Annotated in this window: 21 protein-coding genes; 19 read left to right on the forward strand and 2 right to left on the reverse strand. The window is 48.3% G+C overall.

What is annotated here, in order from left to right; translation table 11 throughout:
• Positions 1 to 133 precede the first annotated feature (133 nt).
• The 14 genes from B8987_RS08540 to B8987_RS08605 all read left to right on the forward strand — a co-directional run bounded on the left by B8987_RS08540 (position 134) and on the right by B8987_RS08605 (position 15,319).
• Positions 134 to 1,939, forward strand: coding sequence for an ABC transporter substrate-binding protein (locus B8987_RS08540; RefSeq protein WP_084661256.1), 1,806 nt, complete (start codon positions 134 to 136; stop codon positions 1,937 to 1,939).
• A gap of 82 nt (positions 1,940 to 2,021) precedes the next feature.
• Complete coding sequence (locus tag B8987_RS08545; RefSeq protein WP_084661257.1) at positions 2,022 to 3,011, forward strand: ABC transporter permease; 990 nt, start codon at positions 2,022 to 2,024, stop codon at positions 3,009 to 3,011.
• Between the two features lie 6 nt (positions 3,012 to 3,017).
• On the forward strand, positions 3,018 to 3,932 hold the full coding sequence (locus B8987_RS08550) for an ABC transporter permease (protein WP_084661258.1): 915 nt from the start codon (positions 3,018 to 3,020) through the stop codon (positions 3,930 to 3,932).
• 4 nt (positions 3,933 to 3,936) lie between these two features.
• Positions 3,937 to 4,941, forward strand: a complete 1,005-nt coding sequence (locus tag B8987_RS08555; protein ID WP_084661259.1) for an ABC transporter ATP-binding protein — start codon at positions 3,937 to 3,939, stop codon at positions 4,939 to 4,941.
• Complete coding sequence (locus B8987_RS08560) at positions 4,934 to 5,941, forward strand: oligopeptide/dipeptide ABC transporter ATP-binding protein (protein ID WP_084661260.1); 1,008 nt, start codon at positions 4,934 to 4,936, stop codon at positions 5,939 to 5,941. The genes B8987_RS08555 and B8987_RS08560 overlap by 8 nt, the downstream gene beginning before the upstream one ends.
• 41 nt (positions 5,942 to 5,982) lie before the next feature.
• Complete coding sequence (locus B8987_RS08565) at positions 5,983 to 7,086, forward strand: serine hydrolase domain-containing protein (RefSeq protein WP_207651512.1); 1,104 nt, start codon at positions 5,983 to 5,985, stop codon at positions 7,084 to 7,086.
• A 96-nt stretch (positions 7,087 to 7,182) separates the two neighbouring features.
• Positions 7,183 to 8,244, forward strand: coding sequence for a GNAT family N-acetyltransferase (locus B8987_RS08570; RefSeq protein ID WP_084661262.1), 1,062 nt, complete (start codon positions 7,183 to 7,185; stop codon positions 8,242 to 8,244).
• Positions 8,245 to 8,313: 69 nt separating this feature from the next.
• Entirely contained in the window at positions 8,314 to 9,270 is a 957-nt protein-coding gene (locus B8987_RS08575) for a GNAT family N-acetyltransferase (protein ID WP_084661263.1), read from the forward strand.
• Between the two features lie 62 nt (positions 9,271 to 9,332).
• Positions 9,333 to 10,034, forward strand: a complete 702-nt coding sequence (locus tag B8987_RS08580; RefSeq protein ID WP_084661264.1) for a PIG-L deacetylase family protein — start codon at positions 9,333 to 9,335, stop codon at positions 10,032 to 10,034.
• Positions 10,035 to 10,064: 30 nt separating this feature from the next.
• Positions 10,065 to 11,237 carry an exo-beta-N-acetylmuramidase NamZ family protein gene (locus B8987_RS08585; RefSeq protein ID WP_084661265.1) on the forward strand — a complete coding sequence of 391 codons (1,173 nt, stop codon included), beginning with the start codon at positions 10,065 to 10,067 and terminating at the stop codon, positions 11,235 to 11,237.
• A 24-nt stretch (positions 11,238 to 11,261) separates the two neighbouring features.
• On the forward strand, positions 11,262 to 12,866 hold the full coding sequence (gene nagZ / locus B8987_RS08590; RefSeq protein WP_084661266.1) for a beta-N-acetylhexosaminidase: 1,605 nt from the start codon (positions 11,262 to 11,264) through the stop codon (positions 12,864 to 12,866).
• 22 nt (positions 12,867 to 12,888) lie between these two features.
• A complete protein-coding gene (locus tag B8987_RS08595) occupies positions 12,889 to 13,659 on the forward strand; it encodes a glucosamine-6-phosphate deaminase (protein WP_084661267.1) in 771 nt (256 codons plus the stop codon).
• A 317-nt stretch (positions 13,660 to 13,976) separates the two neighbouring features.
• Positions 13,977 to 14,366 carry an HIT family protein gene (locus tag B8987_RS08600; RefSeq protein WP_020375695.1) on the forward strand — a complete coding sequence of 130 codons (390 nt, stop codon included), beginning with the start codon at positions 13,977 to 13,979 and terminating at the stop codon, positions 14,364 to 14,366.
• A complete protein-coding gene (locus B8987_RS08605; RefSeq protein WP_084661268.1) occupies positions 14,363 to 15,319 on the forward strand; it encodes an NAD(P)H-dependent flavin oxidoreductase in 957 nt (318 codons plus the stop codon). Before B8987_RS08600 ends, B8987_RS08605 begins: the two co-directional genes overlap by 4 nt.
• 210 nt (positions 15,320 to 15,529) lie before the next feature.
• Here B8987_RS08605 and B8987_RS08610 read toward each other — a convergent pair whose 3' ends face one another.
• Positions 15,530 to 17,425 carry a glycosyl hydrolase family 18 protein gene (locus tag B8987_RS08610; protein WP_084661269.1) on the reverse strand — a complete coding sequence of 632 codons (1,896 nt, stop codon included), beginning with the start codon at positions 17,423 to 17,425 and terminating at the stop codon, positions 15,530 to 15,532.
• A 399-nt stretch (positions 17,426 to 17,824) separates the two neighbouring features.
• Here B8987_RS08610 and gmk point away from each other — a divergent pair, with 399 nt between their 5' ends.
• The 3 genes from gmk to B8987_RS08625 are packed head-to-tail and all read left to right on the forward strand — an operon-like array spanning position 17,825 to position 19,779.
• Positions 17,825 to 18,424, forward strand: coding sequence for a guanylate kinase (gmk, locus tag B8987_RS08615; protein ID WP_020375698.1), 600 nt, complete (start codon positions 17,825 to 17,827; stop codon positions 18,422 to 18,424).
• The gene (locus B8987_RS08620) at positions 18,425 to 19,498 is read left to right on the forward strand and encodes a glycosyltransferase family 4 protein (RefSeq protein WP_084661270.1); all 1,074 of its coding nucleotides are present in this window, start codon (positions 18,425 to 18,427) and stop codon (positions 19,496 to 19,498) included.
• Between the two features lie 14 nt (positions 19,499 to 19,512).
• Positions 19,513 to 19,779 carry a hypothetical protein gene (locus B8987_RS08625; protein ID WP_020375700.1) on the forward strand — a complete coding sequence of 89 codons (267 nt, stop codon included), beginning with the start codon at positions 19,513 to 19,515 and terminating at the stop codon, positions 19,777 to 19,779.
• Here B8987_RS08625 and B8987_RS08630 read toward each other — a convergent pair.
• Complete coding sequence (locus tag B8987_RS08630) at positions 19,776 to 20,261, reverse strand: flavin reductase family protein (protein WP_020375701.1); 486 nt, start codon at positions 20,259 to 20,261, stop codon at positions 19,776 to 19,778. The genes B8987_RS08625 and B8987_RS08630 overlap by 4 nt on opposite strands.
• Positions 20,262 to 20,359: 98 nt before the next feature.
• Here B8987_RS08630 and B8987_RS08635 point away from each other — a divergent pair, with 98 nt between their 5' ends.
• Positions 20,360 to 21,553: a thiolase family protein gene (locus B8987_RS08635; RefSeq protein WP_020375702.1), complete on the forward strand. Its 1,194-nt coding sequence runs from the start codon at positions 20,360 to 20,362 to the stop codon at positions 21,551 to 21,553.
• Positions 21,528 to 22,568: a rhodanese-like domain-containing protein gene (locus B8987_RS08640; RefSeq protein WP_020375703.1), complete on the forward strand. Its 1,041-nt coding sequence runs from the start codon at positions 21,528 to 21,530 to the stop codon at positions 22,566 to 22,568. The genes B8987_RS08635 and B8987_RS08640 overlap by 26 nt, the downstream gene beginning before the upstream one ends.

Consider the following 22,568-nt stretch of genomic DNA (forward strand, 5'->3'; position numbering starts at 1 on the left):
GATAACATAAATTTAGAAAATCTTACAGATTATTCATCCCATTTATTCACGCTCAAGCCGATCTGGGCCCTTTGTATTCTGAAAATTATGGATAAGTGCGTACCCACGAGAATTTTTTAGAGGAGCGAGACTGATGAAAAAAGCCATAGGGATGGTATTAGTGGCGAGCATTGGTGTTATGGCGGCTGGTTGCGGCGCATCTCCTACGCAAAGCACGGCTTCCGGTACGTTCACGACGATTGATGAAAGTCATGGCATTACCGTGGGAGCCCCGTTAAACCCTTTTAATAGTAATGGCAACAATTGGCTGAGTTTTGATCAAATGCAACTCGGGTGGTCAGCCAATTCAGCCACAAATCCCAATGCGTTTTATCCGGGACTAGCTGAAAAATGGACAATTTCCAATGGGGGACGGACCGTGACGGTGTGGTTGCAAAAAGACGCCAAATGGTCCAATGGCAAACCTGTGACGGCTGAGGATGTTAAGGCGTCGATGGCGGCCGCGTTTACCCAAGGCAATGCGCAGGCATTTTATTTGGGCAGTGTAAAGATTATTTCTCCGACAGAGATTCAATTTAATCAGGTACCTGGTCAAAATTATAATTTGTTTTTTAACAACTTGATGCAACAGCCGATTATTCCGAGCTTTGAATATGATAAAGTGTTGGGGCCCAATATCTGGACGATTATTAATGAGTCGTTATATACCGGTTCCAATCCGGCTAAAAAGGCCTTGGCAAGCAAGGCTGAAACGGAATTGACCAATTTGGGCAAAAAAGTCGCCGCATTTTCCCCCGCAAAAGATATTTCGGCCGGGCCATTTGTGCTAAAAAACTTAAACCCGGGAGAAGCCTTGCTTGTTAAGAACCCGGATTTTTATGACGCCCAAAATATTCATGTCAAACAAGTGGTATTTCGAAATTACACGGGTAACCAACAAATTTGGAACTATTTGATTGCAGGACAATTAGACATGGCGCCCTTTACCGCAATGCCCACCAATATCCTCAATCAAATCCTTAAGACCAAAGGTAATCAAAAAGTTGTAGCACCTGCATATGTCGCCGCAGCATTGGCCTTTAACCAAGGCATTTATCCCTATGGCATTCCTAATGTGCGATATGCTTTAGCCCACATTATAAACCGTCAAGCCGTGCAGAAAGTGGCGGAGCCGGTCGTGGGAACTGTATCGAAATACTCAGATGGCATGGTGGATGCGGCTACGGAAAAATGGCTTACGCCGGCCCAAATCAAACAATTAAATCCCTATAATTACAATTTAACTGAAGCAACCCATGAGTTAGAAAAGGCGGGCTTTAAGAAAGTTAACGGGCAATGGATGATGCCGAACGGAAAGCCATGGACAGCCACGATCTATACGGTAAATGGATTTAGCGACTGGATTGAAGCGGCCAAAGTGATTTCTAGTGAAATGACCGCATTTGGCATTCCTACTCAGCCCGCCATTGTCAGCAGTTATTCGGAATATCTCAAGAACATCGCTTTGGATAAATATGCTATAGGATTCTGGCTCAATGCTCTGGGACCGGAAGCCTATCCAACATTTCAAAGAATCTGGGGAAGCGATGATGGATACAACGTTGTCGGCGGGCAGTTGGTGCATTATCCCTACAGCAACAAGACAGAGGGAAACTGGCTAGATGCACCACGCACTGTCAAATTGCCAAACGGGCAAGTGATCGATCCGGGTCGTCTCACCTATGCTCTTAACAATTTGACTCCCTCAGAGCAGCGTCCGATTGTGCAAAAATTAGCTCTGGCTGCCAACGTGAGTCTTCCCATGATTACCTTATGGAACTACATCAATGTGCAGTTTATTAATACCAACCGGTTCACTGACTTCCCGGTAAACAATCCCGGTTTACTGAATAATCCTCCGGGCGTGTGGATGATGGAGGGTTACGTGAAACCGAAATAGAGGAAGAACCATATGATGCCAGTTCTGCTGCGAGAATCTGCGTGGCGAACTGGCATCATATCACAGAGAATGGAGGGACAGCGTGCAAATCTGGATTCGACTCGTGAAAAGAATCCTGGCAGGAATTATCATGGTCCTGGCGGTTGCATCCTTTACCTTCTTTTTGGTTCGTTTGATGCCAGGCAATCCTGTTGAGGCGAAGTATAATGAGTTAATTATGCGGGGCATGACGCCGGTCCAAGCAATGGACCAAGTGCGAGTGATGTATGGATTTATTCCTCACCAACCGTTGTGGCAACAATATGTGCTCTATCTCAATCAGATCATACACTTAAATTTGGGACGATCTATTTCCTATGAGGGGATTCCCGTTCTTCATATCATTTTAGGCGCTGCTCCATGGACCATTATATTGGTCTTAACGGGCCTGATTGCAAGTTTTATTGTGGGAGTATTAGCGGGCGTGATTGCTGCCATTAAGCGCTCGTCCCCAGTCGGAAATGCCTTATCGTTGTCCGGATCGATATTGCACGGAATTCCTCAATTTGTGATGGGATTATTTTTGGCGTATGTTTTTACGACACTTTGGGCGATTCTTCCGTTTGGGGCGCCTTATAATGCGGCTTTAACGCCCGGATTCAATTGGCCTTTTATCTCCTCCCTCGTCCGCCATGCCATTTTGCCTGTCGCTACGTATGCTCTATCCAGTTATGGTGGATGGTTACTAACCATGAAATCAAGCGTGATCACAGTATTAGGTGACGATTTCATTTTGGCGTCGGAAGTGCGTGGCTTAAAAATGTCGACTCAGGTTAAATATATTGCCCATAATGCGATCCTCCCTTTGTTTACCGTTTTTGCTTTGTCGATTGGCTTCATGTTTGGGGGGTCCTTGTTCATTGAAGATATTTTTGATTATCCGGGACTGGGGAATTTGCTGCTTCATGCAATCAATGCCAGGGATTATCCGTTGATGAGTGGGGCCTTTTTGCTGATTACAGTAGCTGTGATTATCTCGAATATTTTCGCTGACTTTCTGTACTCGGTCGTGGATCCGAGAATACGGAGGTGATGAAAAATGTCCATGGCAGTACCGACGTCGACAAATCCCACAACGCCCCCGATTCGCCGGAAAAGGCCAACGTTCTTTCGTACGGCATGGAAGATTATTGTGAAAAAACCGGGTCGGCTGGTGGGACTGGCGATTATTGTGCTTTTTACATTGATGGCCATTGTCGGGCCTTATCTGTATCCCAAAAATCTTCCGATTAATCCTAATGCCATATATGCCCCGATAAGCTGGAAATATCCATTGGGCACAGATTTTGAAGGCACCAGCAATTTGGCGTTAATTGTGACCGGTGCTCGGTATGTTCTGTTTGCAGCCTTTATGGCAGCGATTTTTACCGTCGTATTTGGTACTGTTTTAGGATTAGTTTCCGGATATTTTTTGGGATGGTCGGATTCGATTATCATGCGGATAACCGATTTTATTTTGACCATTCCCGGTTTTCCGTTGTTAGTCGTGTTATCCACCGTGTGGAATTTTGGTCAACCTATTGCTATGGGCTTTGTGCTTGGGATTACAGGATGGGGAGGACTTGCCCGGGCGGTGAGATCTCAAACCTTATCTTTGCGTGAACGGGGATTTATTGAAGCCGCCCGGACTTTAGGACTCTCTCCCATGCATATTCTCTTTAAAGAAATTTTGCCGAATGTGGGTTCATATATTGCGATGAATTTGTTATTGGCCATCACAGGCAGTATTTATGCGGAAGTCGGATTATTCTTTTTAGGTGTGGTGCCCTTTCAAGTCAATAACTGGGGCGTCATGCTCAACTTAGCTGTCTTTTCTGCCGGAGCCATGTCCAGTACTCAAGCCTTGCCTTATTTACTGTCTCCCCTAATCGCATTGCTCGTACTGACATTAGGCGTGGTACTCTTTCTCGATGCCGTGGATGAACTCTTTAACCCGCGTTTAAAGGAGGCCTAGATCGTTGGGAGTAAACCTTAGTAGGGCCCATGTGCAGCCTGTGGGGATTTCTATTCGCAACTTGAAAGTCGTTTATCACACGGGTCAAGGCGATATTCCCGCCGTGAATGGTATCAATTTGGACATACCGGCGGGACAAATCACCGGCATCATTGGCGAATCGGGATCCGGCAAGTCGACTTTGGCCATGGCTCTGATGAATGCGGTGCCGCATCCCGGACAAATTGTTAGCGGGTCTGTGGTTGTCGATGGTATTGGGGATATGCTCAAAATTGACAAGGAAAGCCGAAGACAGGCGCGCGGACGGCATATCGGGTTTGTTTTTCAGGCGGCACAAAATTCCTTGAACCCACTTCGGCGTATCGGGCACCAAGTGCTGGATTTAGGGCGATCGCATAATGTCAAGGATTTGCGAGCTCTTATTCGGCGAGCCAAAGATTTATTGACACGAATGGGTCTCAATGCGGATCGTGTCTTAACATCCTATCAACACGAGTTGTCGGGGGGGATGCGCCAACGCGTGGGTATTATGTTTGCCCTGGTTTTAGATGCCCAAGTGGTCATCTTGGACGAACCAACAACGGCTTTAGACATGATTTCGCAGGCGGCAGTTCTTCAAATTGTGCGCCAGATCCATGTAGAGCGGGGATTGACGACGATTCTCATTACCCATGATATGGGCGTCGTGGCTGACCTTGCCGACAATGTGGTTGTGATGTATGGCGGCGAATTGGCAGAAGCGGGTCCAACCGAACAGGTCCTCGCACATCCTGCCCACCCTTATACGCAAGGTCTGATTAGGGCTATTCCCCGAATCACGGGTGAGCTCGAGCAAGCTGTCGCTCTACCTGGTTCTCCTCCCGATGCGGTGACGTTTTTCCAGCCCGGTTGTCTTTTTGCGGCGCGGTGCCCTCTACGCTTTGCGCCGTGTGAGCTCACTCGACCAGTGTATGAACGTCTAGGTCCCAGTCGACATGTCGCATGCTTTCGGGTGACACAACATGATTAATGTGACTAACCTGGTTAAAGTATTCCCATCGCGTAAGGGACTCCTCGGACGTGACGCTGTGGTGGCACTAAGAGGGGTGAGCTTTGCCATTCCTGATGGAGGAGCCATTTCGTTTATTGGAGAGTCAGGATCAGGGAAAACCACAATCGGGCGTATATTGGCGGGATTAGAGACACCGAGTGCAGGAGAGATTTGGTGGGATGACGTCAATATTACGGCTTTGCCGCAACGCCAACGACTACGGTTTCTTCGCAAGGTGCAATTGATCCAACAAGATCCCTACCAAGCGTTAAATCCGGCTCGGACGATCGAACAGGCCTTAAAAGACCCATTGACCGTTATCGCACGAGAACAGCATAAAGGGCCCCAATGGGTTCAACAACGGATCAATGAAGTGCTGCAAATGGTGGGTATTGAACCCGTGAGTGTCTTAGACAAATATCCCCATATGTTATCTGGAGGGCAACGACAACGTATTGTCATCGCTCGGGCATTAACTGTTGAACCCAAAGTGCTCGTGGCCGATGAGGCCGTTTCGATGATTGATGTGTCATTGCGGCTTGGGGTATTGAAATTACTTCGGGACTTACGAGATCAATTTGGCATTTCGCTTTTCTTTATCACACACGATGTGGCGGCTGCCCGCTATGTGGGACAAGACGGGCAGTTATTTGTGATCTATAAGGGGATGATCATCGAATCAGGGCAGACCGATGAGGTGATTACTCATCCCTATCATCCCTATACGCAAGCCCTGTTAAGTGCGGTTCCGGTTTTAAAAGGGTTAGAAATCCCAGGGCCCGACCGCTATATTCCCTTAAGGGCTGATGAGGACGGAGAGATTCAAGAGACTGTGTGCTTGTATGAACCGCGTTGTCCTTTTGCCCAGGATCAATGCCGGCAAACTCGTCCCCTTTTGCAAGGGGATGGGCATGATCATGCTTGTCATTTTCCAACTGTCCGGCGCGTGGTGGCCACAGCCCGACCAGAAAAACCATGACGCCTGGCTTTTGTCACACGCATGAGCAGCGGCAGGCGTGAGTGAATGAACTTTTAGATGACACTGAAGAAGACGGGAAGGTGAGCATTACGGAGAGATTTTATGAGGTCAAGCAGATGCTGGATTACAGCACCGAACATCAGCTGATACCCGGTGTGGTGGCCTGGCTCGGGCGCTATGACAACGTACTCTTTCGTTACCACCAGGGTTACGCCCAAATTTATGGAGAAAAGCGGAAGATGACGTCCGATACGGTTTTTGATCTGGCATCATTGACCAAAGTTGTGGCAACCTTGCCAGCCGTTTTATTGCTTGTGCAAACTGGGCAGCTTTCCCTAGAGTCATTCCTGTCACGATATTTTTCCGCTTTTCAAGACGGTATGAAAGCCAAAGTGCGTATTATCCATTTGCTTACCCATAGCGCGGGATTGATTTCTCACCAACCATTTTATGAATGGGCTCAGGGATTTCAGGAGATTGTGAATCTCGTAGTCCATGAGCCTTTGAGTTATGAGCCTGGCACTCGTGTCGTCTATAGTGATTTGGGATTTATTCTTTTGGGTGCCTTAGTCGAAAAAATTAGTGGACAGTCGTTATCGGAGTTCTGTCAACAGCAGATTTTCGAGCCTTTAGGAATGAAGAACACGCGTTTTCTTTCTCCTTTGGGACTTTTAGGACCTTTGGCAGAAAAAAATTTTGCTGCCACTGAAGTGGTAGATAAACAACCTTTAGTGGGAATTGTGCATGATGAAAATGCTCGCGCGATGGGAGGTGTTGCAGGTCACGCGGGCTTGTTTTCAACGGCTCAGGATTTAAGCCGGTATCTTGCCATGTGGGTCGGCCAGGAAGGTCCTCTGCGTGAGGTTGTCAAAGAACGTTCTTTGCATTCCTATACGCATGGCCTCGGCGGTTCCAGGGGCTTGGGATTTGTCATGCGCCACGATAGTTACGATATTGCGGGGGATTTATGGCCCACAACCACAGTCAGCCATAGTGGATTTACGGGAACATCGTTGGTATTCGATAGGCCCTCTGGTTATTGGGCTATTTTGCTCACGAACCGGGTGCATTTTGGCAGGCAGACAGATATTAGTGATTTTCGACGCCGTTTCCATAATGTGGCGGCAGCCTGCTTGTTTGGATAAAGACGGAACAGAACTAGAAGGCCGTGATTTCTCTAGCAAACTTGATTTTTCGCCATCATAAATCATCAATCCAAATAGAAAAGAGATGAACAACAGATGACTCGTCACATTACCGTCAAACGGGCCGTGCCGGAAATGGTCAATATGTTAGGAGCGATGATTGATAAGGTTTACCGACCTGAGCAACGTCCGGGTGAGGGAATGCCCAAAGAATTTCCTCATCTTTTTCATTCAGGTAACGCGCACAACTTATTTTATGCGGAAATGGATTCCACTCCTGTGAGCATGGTGGCGGTTTTGAAACAAACGGCTATTATTCCCGGAGCCCATATTCCCGTGGCCTCGATCGGTAGTGTTGTCACCTTGCCTCAATATCGTGGACAAAAACTGGCTACGACGATTTTGAAGACGGTTTTTGATGTCATGACGCAAGAAGGGCAAGCCCTTTGTCTCATTTCAGGTGACCGGGATTTATATCTCAGGCAGGGAGCAAGGAAAATTGGCCGGATGTACACCGTTCATGTCAATGCCGACATGCTTCCCCGGGATTCTTCAGCCGATGGGAACATACGATACATTGAGTCCCATAGCCGGCAGGGTTACGCTCCTTTGTTGGCGAGCATCTACCAGCAAGAAAGTTACCGGTTTCAGCGCAGTGCCGAACAGATGGCGGTATTATTGAATGCCTTGTGGTTTAAGCGCCCCCATTTCCGTCAAGAACTGTTTGTGATCGAATCGGAATTATCTATTGAGGGCTATCTTGTGGTGTTCGTTAGAGAATCCCAACCCCAGCATGGCATGATTATGGAATGGGCTGGAAACCGTGATAGAATGCCGGGGGCTTTGGCCCACGTTCTCAGGCAGATGAATCTGAACGATATCACGTTTCATATTCATGCCATGGACCATTGGATGAAATCTCTAGCGATAGCGCATGGTTGGATGATGCATGAAGAACCCATTCAAGGCACCGTTAAAGTGGCCAATTCCGACGTATTAATTCATGCCTATGCCTCACGGCTTGAGGAAGAAGCTCAAGACATTATGAGCCTAAAGACCCTTTCAGACGAGCAGCTCTTGAGCCATCTGTTTGGACCGCCGTTTGATGAGAGCTTAAATCTTCCTTTTATCTTGACCGACGATCTGAATTATATTTAGCCCTCGGTCCTTGATTGAGTCCTAAAGACAACACTTACAACAAGGGAACAATGGCAAGGAGGAGGCAGTATGCTCATTCGTTGTTACCGCCCCGGAGATGAAGCCCTTTTGGTTGATGTCTGGAACCAGACATTACCCCAAGATGGGATTACCCTCAAACGGTTTACTCAAAAAGTTCTGCTTGATCCCAATTTCCGCCCTCAAGGGTTATGGGTTGCAGAGCATGATGGCGAACTCGTAGGGTGGATCTTGGCCGTGATTGATCATCAAGACACTTCACATCAATCAGATGACCAAGGATGGATTACAACCTTTGGCGTCGCTCCCCCCTATCAAAAATTAGGGATTGCGCACCAATTATGGGAACATGCCGAACAATATTTTCTGTCTCATCACCGCCACAAAGTGATGTTTGCTGCCTATGCTCCAAATTATTTTCTTCCTGGTCTTGATGCAAATCGGTATCCTCGCGCTTACGATTGGTTGTTGCATCATGGTTTTTCTGTGCTTTATTCCCCGGTGGCGATGGACAAAAATCTTGTGGATTTTTGTGTGCCTGAAGACGTTCGTCTCAAACAACAAGAATTAGAACAGCAAGGATGTGTCGTTCACCCCCTCAAATCCTCTCAAATTTGGCCCTTATTATCGTTTTTGCATCAAGAATTTGATCGTGACTGGGAAAGGGCGGTCCGCACGGCACTGTTGGGATCGTTATCATTATCGCAGATTTGGGTCGTAGCCCAGGACGATCAAATTGTGGGTTTCGCCATGTATGGGGGATATGAGGATATTGCTGAGCGTTTTGGACCGTTTGGTGTGGCGAAAGCATTACGGGGCCATTATCTCGGAAAAGTGTTGTTGTACCGGACTTTAGAGGCCATGCAGCGGCAAGGTCTCCATTCGGCATGGTTTTTGTGGACGGGAGAGAGAGAACCAGCGGGCCATCTTTATCTCCGCACCGGGTTTGCCGTAACTCGACGTTTTCATGTCATGGTGAAAACCCTCTCGCCGAAGAGAACGCCATAGGTAGGCCGTGAAAGAGAAGGAATTTTGTCAGTGATGGGATGTTAGGGGAGGTTGACATACTAATGAGGATTCTGGCGATTGGAGCTCATGCTGGCGACATGGATTTAACGGCGGGGGCGGTACTCGCACAGCACGTGTTAAATCACGACGAAGTGACATTAGTCCATCTTAACCCGGGAGAAAAGGGACATCCGCGGTTACATCCTCATGAATATGCAAAGCAAAAAATTGAGGAAGCGACCTTGTTTGCTCAACACATTGGTGCGCATGTCCGGTTTTTACCTTATCACGATGGGGAACTGGAAGTGAATTCCGACACCGTTCATGAAATGACCGACATTATTCGAGAAATTCGTCCCGCCGTCGTGATTACGCACTGGAAACAAAGTATTCATCCTGACCATGCCGCGGCACACTACATTACGGAGCAGGCCCTATTTTATGCCAGTTTGAAATGGTATGAGCGTGCCTTACCTTCGCACTTTGTTCCCTATGTTTATTACGCGGACAATTGGGAAGATAGTGAGGGATTTGTTCCCGAAGTTTTTGTGGAAATTCAACCCGATGCCTATGAATTATGGTTGCAAGCTATTTCGCATTATGCGTTTGCCCGTGGCGAAATTACCCGCTTTCCCTATATCACTTATTATCAAGCTTTAATGCAGGTTCGTGGCGCTCCAAAAGGTTTTAATCGAGCGCAAGCTTTTATGGTGCCGCCAGGCGATTTACATCGCAGGGTACCACATTTAGGGCCCCAGGCATAATGGCACAAAGAAAGGGATGCTGCTGTTACTATGGTCAGATTGGGGATTGATCGTTTGATTAACGAATATCCTTCATGGGTGAAGGGCAACCGGACTGGTGTGGTGACCAATTATGCGATGACCGATAGTCATTTGCATCCAGTTATTGATCGCCTAATTCAAGTGTTTGGATCCAATATTGTCAAGCTGTTTGGGCCCGAGCATGGGATTCGCACAGCGAGCCCTGAAGGTGAGCATATTAGCAGCGAACAGGATGCACGTAGCGGACTTCCGGCGCTTAGCCTTTACGGCACGGACAGAAAACCCACAGCGGAAATGTTAGAGGATGTGGATTTGCTGATCGTGGACCTGCAAGATATCGGCACTCGATATTTCACTCACGTAAGTACGTTAAAAGGAGTCTTAGAAGCCTGTGACGAGAATCACATCCGCTGTTTGGTGCTAGACAGGCCCAATCCTATTGGCAGCTCCATGGAAGGCCCGTTAACCGAACCGGGTTATACCTCCTTTGTGGGAAGTCTTCCTATTCCTGTCCGTCACGGGTTAACTTTGGGTGAGATAGCGAGGTGGCTTAAACGCACGCGTTATCCCCATCTCGATTTAGACGTTATGGCCCTTGAACATTGGCAACGGGGGCAATATTGGGACGACACGGCATTACCTTTTGTGCCCCCCTCCCCTAATACCACGGGCATTGATATGATGATCTTATATCCAGGAACTTGTTTGTTTGAAGGAACCAATGTATCCGTTGGCCGGGGAACGACGAAACCCTTTGAAATCATTGGTGCACCATATATTGACGGTTTTGAATTGGCCGAGCGATTCAATCAACAACAGTGGCCGGGAATCCGTGCGAGACCCTTGTATTTTTCTCCGTGGCGTTCCATTTACGCTAAGACTCTGTGTCAAGGAATCCAACTTCATGTTATAGACCGCAAAGTGCTGACCCCTTTTAGAGTCGGGATAGCCTTGGTGCAATTAATTCATGACACCTATCCTGAACATTTTGCGTTTCTTAGACCTTCTCATAACGGCCACGATGCGGATCGGTTGTTTTTTGACTTATTAGCGGGTTCTGATGGATTACGGAAAGCGATTGAATCTGGTCATGGTCTTGATTTCTTGCAAGATGAAGCCAGGCAATTAGAACAATTTCGTGACGAAGTCGCCCAAGATTTGTTATATCCCGAAAAATCATGATAAGACTGATAGGTGTGAGGTGTAATGATGTCCCGTGAATTGCGCCATCTGATTGGCCAACTAATGGTCTGTGGTTTTCCGAGTCCCGATGTGGATGCCCATGTGCAGCAATTAATTCGTGAATATCATGTGGGCAATATCATTCTTTTTTCAAGGAATATTGAGTCCTTGGAACAAACGAGACATCTTACCCAAAGCTTGCAGCAATTAGCCCAGGAGACAGGACAAGACGATCCTCTTCTGATTTGTACGGATCAAGAAAATGGACTGGTGTCGCGCTTCAGTAAGGATGTTCCCGGATTCCCCGGCAATATGGCCTTGGGAGCCACAGGAGATGATAAATGGGCTTACCGCGTCGGCCAAATGACGGGTGCATTTCTGGCTTTGGCTGGCATCAATATGGATTTGGCTCCGGTTTTAGATGTGAACAATAATCCCTTAAATCCTGTGATTGGTGTGAGATCGTTTGGTGACAATCCGAAGAGCGTGGCCCAAATGGGCGTGGCGATGATCCGCGGGTTAGAAGAATCCAAAGTGATCGCCTGCGGCAAACATTTTCCCGGGCATGGTGATACGCATGTCGATTCCCACACGGATTTGCCCCGGATTTCCCATCATCTCGACCGGATGAAAGCGGTCGAGTTGCTACCCTTTGAACAAGCCATTCATCATGGATTGTCTGCCGTTATGACGGCTCATATTGTGTTTGAACAACTTGATGCCGATCATCCTGCCACCTTATCTCCCAAGGTACTCCAAGGCTTGCTGCGTGAAACCTTGGGCTTTACTGGGGTGGTTACTACCGATTGTCTTGAGATGCAGGCGATTTTAGGGACTGTAGGGGTAGGTCAAGGAGCCGTCATGGCCTTGTTAGCGGGTGCAGATATGATTATGGTTTCTCATCACCTTGATCTGCAGATTGAAGCGATGAATGCTATTTATGATGCGGTGGTTAAAGGTCAGTTGCCACTATCCCGTCTCGAAGAAGCTTATGGGCGTATAGAGCGCCTTAAAACAGCCCTGCATGAGAGTGTTCATGAATCCCAAGACCGCTTGCCACTCTTGCAGGCAAAGGCGCTCGATCTGCAAAAAGACGCCGCCCAGCATGCCTTAACCTGCCTTTATGATGGCAGTCAATCAAAAACAGAACCGGGAGTCTCCCGGCCTTTTCCCAAACCCCGGCGTGTTGCTGTTGTTTTCGATACCGGGGCACCTCAAATGATTGCGGCCGGACCCGATGCCGTGCACGCGAGTTTAGTGCAAAGCATTGAAGCCGGTCTTTTAGGTGCGGAGGTGCGAGCGTTCTCGGAGAGCGAGGCATTAGGCGATGTTGAAGAGGTCTTGCACTATGATTGGTTAATCTACCTCTCGCGCACGCTGGGACCAATCAAGGACGATCTGAGTTTACTCCTTCAGGCCCATCCTTATGCCGTGGTTTGGCTCTTGCGCACACCTTATCTGTTTCCGATGTTTAAAGAGATGGGAGCTAAGCGGATTTATGCATTATATGAAAATACCCCGTGGATGATTCAGGCGGCTTTAGGAGCGCTTCGTGGTCAGAGTGCATGGGGTTCATTGCCCGTACAAGTGAAAGACTATCCTAGGGGCTACCAGGGATGCGTATCATAATGTCCCGAGTGAGGTGAGGGTCATGCACATCGAAGTATTTGGGGATCAGAAAAGAGCCAGTCAACGCATTGTGGATTTATTGACCCGTCAATTACGCGCTTATCCCTATTCGGTTTTGGGACTCGCTACCGGTGCCACGGTCATCCCGATTTATCGCGAGATTATAGGGCGGATCCGTCGCGAACAACTTAGCCTGGCCCAAGTCCGCACGTTCAATTTGGATGAGTATATGGGATTACAAGACCATGATCCCCATTCGTTTCACGCTTTTATGCAACATCATTTGTTTTATCCGGCGCATTTGACCCCCAATCAAACCTTCTTTCCTTTTCCCGAGTTTTCACAAGACCCATCCGGATATGATCGCCTGATCGAACAACATGGAGGCATAGATTGGCAACTTCTCGGGATTGGCCACAATGGTCACATCGGATTTAACGAACCGGGTACCTCTTTTGATAGTGAGACGCATGTTGTGAAGTTGACGGAGAATACCCGCAAAGCGAACCGGCACTGGTTTGATGGGGATTGGCATCATGTTCCTGAACAGGCCTTAACTATGGGACTCAAAACGATTATGCGCTCACGTACCATTGTGTTGGCCGCATTTGGCGCGAGCAAAAGTGCTGTCTTAGCCAAGGCCGTTTACGGGCCCGTGTGCCCTGAACTACCCGCGTCGATTTTACAACATCACCCACGCGTCTATATTATTTGTGATCAGGAAGCCGGGCGCTTGTTGCGCCCTAGCTCGTCCTTCAATTCGCCCGGTTTCCCCTCTCAATTTGACGTATAAGTTCTGTCATCTCTCCAAGACCAGGTCTCACGCCTCAAACGGGAGTGCTCTCATGGTGCGCCTAATTTTTCGTTAAAAGGGCGGTTCATGTCAGTGAGACAATAAGGGTTTCCTGCCCTGTGCGTTTGGTCCGGCACGGCTTTGTATTAAGGGCTTTTGGTTGGTCCATTGCGTCATGTGTTCTTTGTGTTGACCATTTTTGCAAGAAAGTTGAGAATACAAGAAGAAGAAAATCAAACATGCTTGATGTGTGGGAATGATGAGCTGTCATGATAAGAGACACATCCACAATTGAAGGGAACAGAGGAGAGGGTGACATGGCGTCCATTTTTTCACAAATTATTGCGGGAGAAATTCCCAGTTTCCGCATTCGGGAAGACGATCATTTTCTAGCCTTTTTGGATATTCGTCCGGTAATGCCGGGACATACCCTGGTTGTCCCCAAAAAAGAAGTCGATCACTTTTTTGACATGGATGATGAGCTTCTGCAGGAAATTTTGATTTTTGCTAAACCGATTACGCGAGCGCTAAAAAGGGTGACAGGATGTGACCGGGTTGCGGCGGTAGTCGCAGGCTTTGATGTTCCGCATGCGCATTTGCACCTCATTCCTGCTTTTGTCATGTCTGATTTAGATTTTAGCAAAGCTGCCCCGAGTACTCCGGAGCAGTTAGAGAGCATGGCAGAAGAGATTCGGCGGGCATTATGATTCAAACACGAGTCACCGAATTATTACATATTCGCCGGCCGATTATTCAAGGGGGACTGGCATATTTGGCCCGAGCACCCTTGACCGCAGCGGTTTCTGAGGCTGGAGGACTGGGACAAATCACGGCTACGACCTTAGATGATGTTGGGCAGTTACGACAAGAAATTCATGAGGTGCGGCAGCGGACGAATCAACCTTTTGGCGTCAATTTTGCTTTGGGTCACCGGCCGATTGATGATTTGTTGGATGTGGCTATTGAAGAACAGGTCCCGGTTATTTCGCTCACTGGAGGCAATCCCAAACCCTTTGCCCGGCGTATTATCGATGCCGGCATCCGTCTTATGGTATTAACCGCGGGTGTGCGCGCTGCGAAGAATGCAGAAAGTTTAGGAGCCGATATTGTTGTGGCGGTTGGGGTCGAAGGTGGGGGCCACCTTGGCCGGGATGACGTGGGAACCATGGTATTAACAAGAAAAATTGTGGAATCCGTGCAGGTTCCCGTCGTCGCGTCCGGGGGCATTGGGGATGGCTACGGCTTACTGGCGGCGTTAGCTCTAGGAGCCCAAGGAATTGAAATGGGAACGCGCTTTGTGGCCACAAAGGAATGCCCAGCCCATCCTTCTTACAAAGATCGGCTGATTAACACCCAAGAGAATGAAACACGCATTATCGAACGCTCGATTGGAAGACCAGGACGAGTTTTGCCCTCGCCATATGTTGAAACCATTTTGGCTCACGAACCGGCTTCATCGATTGACGAGTTATTGCCGTATATTTCGGGTGACAAAAACCGTTCAGCGGCCTTAGACGGTCAATGGGATGAAGGGTTTGCCTGGGGTGGGCAGGTGACGGGGCTCATTACCGACATTCCATCTGTTGCAGAACTCTTGGAACGCATGGAAGATGAAGCCCTCAGCATGTGGACAACGCTTGGAAAGATGTTTGGGCATTGAGGCCGTAACCAAATTGAACAGAGAGTTTGTCTGAAGCTTTAATAGGTGCGCCTAGTCCTGATAACTCTTCAAGGGATTAGTGGGTTATCGTATCGTCCGTCGCTTGATGCACAACACGACTTATGCCTGCTTGATTTTTTGCCGCTTTAGGCTATCAAGCAGGCATTTTTTGACGTCAATCCTGACCTTTGTTACAGGCTGTCACATGCTTTAGGACGGCCAATTACCTGTGAATTGTGTCCAAAAATGGGGTGACTGATATCCTAGCCGCCAAAGTGTCATGCCACCTAAATGGTCAGTAGCAGCGGTGGTTAAGAGATCGATGATTGACTCAGTATTTTCATCCCATGCCATAGTCTGGCCAATATTGTATTGATCAATGGCGGCTTGTAATGCTTGGGCCGTATGAGGGCCATAGCTACCAAGAACTTGGGGCTGAACGTTAAAGTCTTGTTGAAATAAGGCGACAGCGGCTTCTGTGTCCTGACCATAGCCTCCATCTGTCGCTAACAATGCCGGAGGCGTTTGTTGATGGGATATGGCATAGCGCAATAAAACGGCATTGAGGACAAACTGCAAATTTTGGACCAGGGGACTGAAGGTCGCCGGATTTAACGACAAGGGTGCTGGCGGAGCGACGGCCAGAGGACCGGTATTGATTTCGAGATCCTGTTGACTCGGATCCCAGACATATTGTCCAGATTGCTGGCTCAAATTGCTGGCAATTGTCCGGCTCGTGATGGCCTCCCCGCCTTGAAATCCCTGATTCGTGTAAGTCCAGCTTTGCCCATAAAGCGCCACACCGAGTAATAGTTGGCTAGGGGAGATTCCGGTTTGAAGTGCGAGATCAATGGCGTTATTGACCCAAGGTGCCCCTTCGGTAGGGCCGGGATTGGGAGCCAGGGTTGTGGGTGTGGTCGTGGTATATTCAGGGTAGGCTAAGAGATCCAAATAATTGGCCGACTTCGCTAATGCTGGATAATCATACGCGCTATTGGGTAACGGCATGACATCGACTATCAGAGTTAACTTTGCTTGATGCAGGGCCTGTGCCAATTCCCTGACAAATGCGGTGAAATCAGCACCCTGAGCGGCGGGAATGTCCTCAAAGTCGAGCGTATAACCGTTAAATCCATTTTGTACGGCCGTTGTGATCAGAGTGGTGATCAAATTTTGAGGCTCGGAACTTGCCCACCAGTCGCTAGGGAGAGTGCCTGTCAACTGAACTGTCGGCCAGACGAACATATGATGGGACGCTGCATAAGTGGTCACGGTTTGTAAGCTTTGGGTAGAGACATCGGTCGAAAAAGGATTACTGTTTGATGGATTGTAAGTATACCAGAGCGGGGCAATGGCATTGAATGCGCTCGCATGCTGCTGGATATCGTACCAGGCATGGCCGGGGCTATCGGAAGAGACATGAAAATATCCATACGCTAATGAAATGGGCTGAACATTGAGACTAACGGTTTGAGACCAGACGGCGCCTTGGGCGTTATTAGGGGCCAAGGGATCTTTGGCATAAACAATGAGGTGGTAAAGACCCGATTGGTGAGGCGTAAAATTCCAGCTGGGTGAACTTTGATATGGGCCACTCGATTTCCATTGGCCTTCGGGATTTTGCCACCACCATTGATAAACGGGACTGATAAGATTTGTGGCGTCAGCTTGAAGGAGTTGGGATTGTCCCGCCAGCATCGTTGATGGGGCGGAGATGGTAACCTGACTGCCGATATTGAGGACAACGGAACTTTGAGCCGCTTCGTGATATTGTCCTTGTTGTAGTTGGTTGGGATCTAGTGCATAGACGGCTATAATATAGCTCCCCGCGGGTAGGGTACCCAAATTTATGGTGTTATCGGCCGAATAATTACGCAGGAGCGTCCACCCTTTGGCGGATTCCATCCAAAATTGATATTGGGGTGTGCTTCCATGGCCATTGGCTTGTACCGTAATGCTGATACTTGTACCGGGACGTAAATTGCCTTCAGGACCATGAATCATAAGTTGGCTGGCATAGGGAACCGAGGCGGCATGGGTGAGTGGGGAGAAACTGGCAATCGTCAAAAAACTCGCGAATAGAGGGATAAGGTGACGTTTCTTCATGGATGACCTCCTCAAAATCCGGAACAAATGAAACCAAAAATATCTCGATGAATTGAAATTGCAAACATCTCAAAAATGATTACGCATAATATATAGAAACTTTTCCCATCCCGTTCCTTTCCCATTATAATGAATCGTTCCGGTATGACCCAAAATTTAAGGTAGGTTGTTATTTAATAGCAGAAACGAAGGAAATCGATGAGATATTGCGTGATGGACAGGTTATTGAGGTCTTTTCTCCCGATCGTCGACCCAGCAAATAGCCTTACACCCGAAAACTTAGAAAGCACCTGATTCTGCCATGGTACGACCGGCTATCAGGCAGTAGAATAAGAACGACCCCGAGTTTTGGAAAATTGGTTACAATAGATGAAAGGGAAGATAACGACGGAGGACAAGGTGGAACCGATATTATTTATTTTCACTGGACCATCAGGCGCTGGAAAAGGTTCGGTGATGCGGGCCTTATTACAAGATGATCCGACACTTCATAAAGTGGTCACATTTACGACCCGGGCACCCCGGCAAGGGGAAATCGATGGATTTGATTACCGGTTTGTATCGGTTCAGGAATTTTTACAGCTTGTTGAGCAAGGGCAGATTTTTGAATATGAGAATGTTTATCGCGACCATTATTATGGCTCTCCTCGTGAATTGTTTGTGGAAGGCCGTGACGGGATTATGGAGCTCGATTATAAAGGGCGTCTGAAATATCAAGAACGTCTTCGGCGAGTGGTTTCGATTTTTTTATTGCCCCCAAGCCTCGAGGAACTCAAAAAACGCATTCTCTCCCGGTCGAAGGTATCCAATTTGGCGGCACGCCTGGATAATGCCGTTGAACAATTACGCCATGCCAAAAGCTATGACTATATTGTTAAAAACGATGATTTAGCGACGTGTATTGCGCGCGTTAAAGATATTATTCGTGTGGAACGGTTGCGGCGAGATGGACAGTATCAATTAGATGAGATGATCCACCAGTTGCAGGATGATCATTAAATGCGAATCGCTATCATTGCCGATGCGGCGAGTGTGCACACCAGGCGTTGGGCCTTGGGTCTTAAACAACAGGGCCACGAAATTGCCATCTGGTCGGAAAGGCCATGGGATGATTTTGGTCAAGACCTGGTGCACCTATTACCCAAAGCATTACGATTCAGACGCGACGTTCCCCGCGCGGTTTGGCAAATTCGCCGGGAAGTCCACGCATTTTCACCAGATATCATTCATGCGCACTATATTTCTCATTACGGCTTATTAGCCGCATTAGCTCGGTTATCGCCATTAGTGATGTCGATCTGGGGAGCTGATATTGAATGTTTTCCCGAGCGCCATGGATTTTTGTCATGCCGGATGATCCAGTGGATTCTTGGGCAAGCGGATGCGATTACGTGTTCGAGTCAATACTTGAAAACACTCAGTGCACGCTATACCGATAAACCCATCTCGGTCATTCCTTTTGGGATTGATCTCCATCGGTTTCGTCCCCACCCACCTCATAAAGGGCCTTTACGCTTTGTGATTAATAAGGCGTTAGAGCCTGTATACGGGATTGATCTCATTTTGACGGCGTTAAAAGATGTCCAAGGAGATTATGTGGGGCGTATTTTAGGTGAAGGAAGTCAACGGCAGACCTTGTTAGAATTGGCAAAAACCTACCACCTGGATGAGCGAATTACATGGGTCGGGAAAGTGGGTCTCGATGAACTCCCAGACGTCTTGGCGTGGGCCGATGTCGGTCTTTATGCATCGCGCCGTGAATCCTTTGGCGTCGCACCTTTAGAAATGATGGCTCTTGGGCGCGCCGTAATTGCCCATCGTTTGGGGGGACTCACGGAGGTCATTGATGAAAATGTCACGGGTTTTTTAGTGGAGCCCCACAACATCGTAGCGTGGCAACAAATCTTGCAACAAATCGTCGATGACCCAAGCCGGATCCGGCAGATGGGAGAACAGGGTCCCAGGTGGGTTGCCAGCCGCTACAATTTTGACGAGAATTTAAAACGCATGATCGAACTTTATGAACAGCTCAGGTTGACAAAGATATCACGCAATAGGAAAACCCAAAACTGAGGAGGATTGTTACGATGGATATCGTTGTGGTCAGCGTGGACCGTTCTAAACCCGATGTCGTGATTGCCAATACGTCGGTTGATCTTTTGCATTGCCGGATAACCATGCCGAAAACTGCCTTAAAGGCTTTAGGATACTCGGTATTTCGTCCGAAAGTCTTGAGGCCCTTGATTGATGCCATTATTATGCGGCAAATTGAACGCCATAATGGGACTTTGCCTTTGGGCGGCATAGTTCTTGATGAAGCCGATCTGGATGGCCTTCCCCGTTTTGAAGGTTAAGGGATAAGGCCATCCAGATGGTGATAATGTCCTTGGTAAAAAATCAAGGGTCCATCCTCACTTAAAATGTTAAATTCTTCTACCTGGCATATCACCACGTCATGATCCCCTTGAGGCAAGATTTGCGTAATGTGACACGCCAGGTAGGCTAGACTGTCGGCCAAATAGGGGATACCGTTTCTAGCCCGTTCCAACCGTAGACCATCAAAAGGATCGCTTGTGGGATGGGGCTGGGCGAAAAGTTGACTTAGGACTTTTTGGGATTCTTTCAAAATACTAATGGTTAACGGGCGATTTGGGATCATGGCATTTTTCATCCGGGCCTTGTGGTCAATAGCTAAAAGAATCAGTGGGGGATGTAAGGACACTGACGTAAAAGAGTTTGCGGTCATACCGTGCAAAGAACCCTCGAGTTCGGCGATAACCACGGTGACCCCGGTTGCAAAATGCCCTAAGGTTTGGCGATATTGTTGGCTTTCCACTGGGATTTTCCTTTCTAGGTAACGCTCCCATGTTATCATGAGGCCAGCAAAAAGAAAACCAGATTGTCTTGATGGTCAAGACTTAGGGGGTTGAATACATGTTAGTATCACGGTCCACAGAAATTTATCTCTTGGGGGGGCAAAGGACACCTTTTGGCACCTATGGGGGAGCATTGCACAAGATCGACTCAACAGAATTAGGGCGGATTGCCGCTGAGGCGGCTATAGCTAAAGTGGGTCTTATGCCCGAAGCGATAGATTTTGCGGTGATTGGGAATGTGATACCTTCGAGTAAAGATGCGGCTTATACCGCTAGGCACATTGCATTAAATGCGAAGGTGCCACAGAGTGCACCAGCCTTAACGGTGAACCGCTTGTGCGGTTCGGGCCTTCAGGCCGCTATTTCGGCTGCCCAGTCCTTGTTGTTAGGAGAGGGACATGTCGCGCTTGCGGGCGGAACGGAAAATATGAGTCAAGCCCCTTTTCATTTACGTAACAACCGTTTTGGCATCAAGGACGGCCCTCCGGAACTGACGGACGGCCTTTTTGATGTGTTGACGGACATGGGCTGTGGGCTCGGTATGGGCATGACAGCAGAAAATTTGGCGGAAAAATACCACATTTCTCGCGAAGAACAAGATGCCTATGCGGCCTTAAGTCATCAGCGCGCAGCCAAGGCCCGAAGTTCTGGACGTTTTGAAGAAGAAATTATAGGTGTACCGGTTGTAATAAAAGGGAAAACTGAAATGGTTTTACACGATGAACATATTCGTCCCGAGACCAACGTCGAAACGTTAGCGCATCTAAGACCGGCTTTTAAGAATCCGGGGACAGTGACCGCTGGCAATTCGTCAGGAATTAACGACGGCAGTGCAATGGTGGTTCTGGCAACAGGCGATTTTGTGGCCGCCCATGGTTTAAAGCCTTTAGCCCGACTTGTGAGTTATGGCATTGCCGGTGTGGATCCCCGAATAATGGGGATTGGGCCTGTCCCCGCTTCACGGATTGCCTTAGACAATGCGGGATTGGATATCGAGGATGTAGGCCTTGTAGAAATTAATGAAGCCTTTGCCTCGCAATATCTGGCGGTGGAAAAAGAACTGCATCTCGACCGCGAGAAAACGAATGTCAATGGTGGGGCCATTGCGCTAGGCCACCCCGTGGGTGCGTCAGGGGCCCGGTTACTTTTGACTTTGGCATTGGAATTACATCATCGCCAACAACAATTTGGATTGTTATCGCTGTGTATTGGAGGAGGCCAGGGGATTGCGGCCGTTATTGAAGCGGTCTAAAACGATTTTCTGGATCGGTGTGCTAAGTTTTCTTGGAAGTGTTAGCGTGATGGGGATTGTTCGGCCCGTTTCGCATCCTGCAATTGGTCCGGACAGCCCCTATGGGGTGAATGGTCCCTGGAAAAAGAGATTAGAGCACTATTTTCGTGATGCGGCCATTCATCATAGCTATCAACTTAATGCGTCGGCTCTTAAGTCGTTAATGGCTCAAAGTCGAAAGCGCCATCAGCTCTTGCTGCTATTAGACGTGCGGCAAACAAACGGCCCGGAAGGATTTCGGCAAGGACACATTGTGGGAGCTCGAAACATTCCCCTGCAAAGTTTTGGACCTGAACTCATGGAGCTGGTGCATGCATCGCCAACGTCTCCCTTATGGCACGAACCTATTGTCGTAATGTGTTATGACGGTGATGGAGCGAATCTGGTCACAGTCATTCTGCGACTCTTTGGTTTTCACGCGTGGAATTTGCGAGGCGGCATTGGTACTTGGAATCAAAATATGGCGGGTTGGCTCCACAACGCCCCAGTCAATTGGCCGACTATGACAGGGAATGTTAAGGGGCTCGAGAGCACAAGTTCCCCAAAAGCTGGGTCCGATCGTTTGCCCAGGAGCCTTGTGCGCGCTGTGAGTACGATATTCACCCGCCTCTATCATCCCTATCCTCTAGGCTATGGATATCCCTGGACCATTGATTCGGGAACTTTGTACGCGGCGTTACACAGTGCCCATGCGCCGGAAGTGATTGACTTACGAAGTACTGAGGAATTTCGTAGGGGCCATATTGCTGGTAGTATCAATATCCCTTTTGCAGCCCTTGGTCAACATCTGAATCTGATTCATCCGAAGATGAAAGTCGTCTTGGTGTCCCAAACGCTGCAAACCGCCGCTCAAGCCAATACGATTTTGCGCTTGCTCGGTTACCACAGTTATGTGTTGAAAATGGGCATGGCAGGATGGCAACCTTCTACCTTTTCCTGGCCTATATCCCATAATTTTCCTCTCGTTCAAGGTTAA

The sequence above is a fragment of the Sulfobacillus thermosulfidooxidans DSM 9293 genome (genome assembly GCF_900176145.1).
Taxonomy (GTDB): Bacteria; Bacillota; Sulfobacillia; order Sulfobacillales; family Sulfobacillaceae; genus Sulfobacillus; species Sulfobacillus thermosulfidooxidans.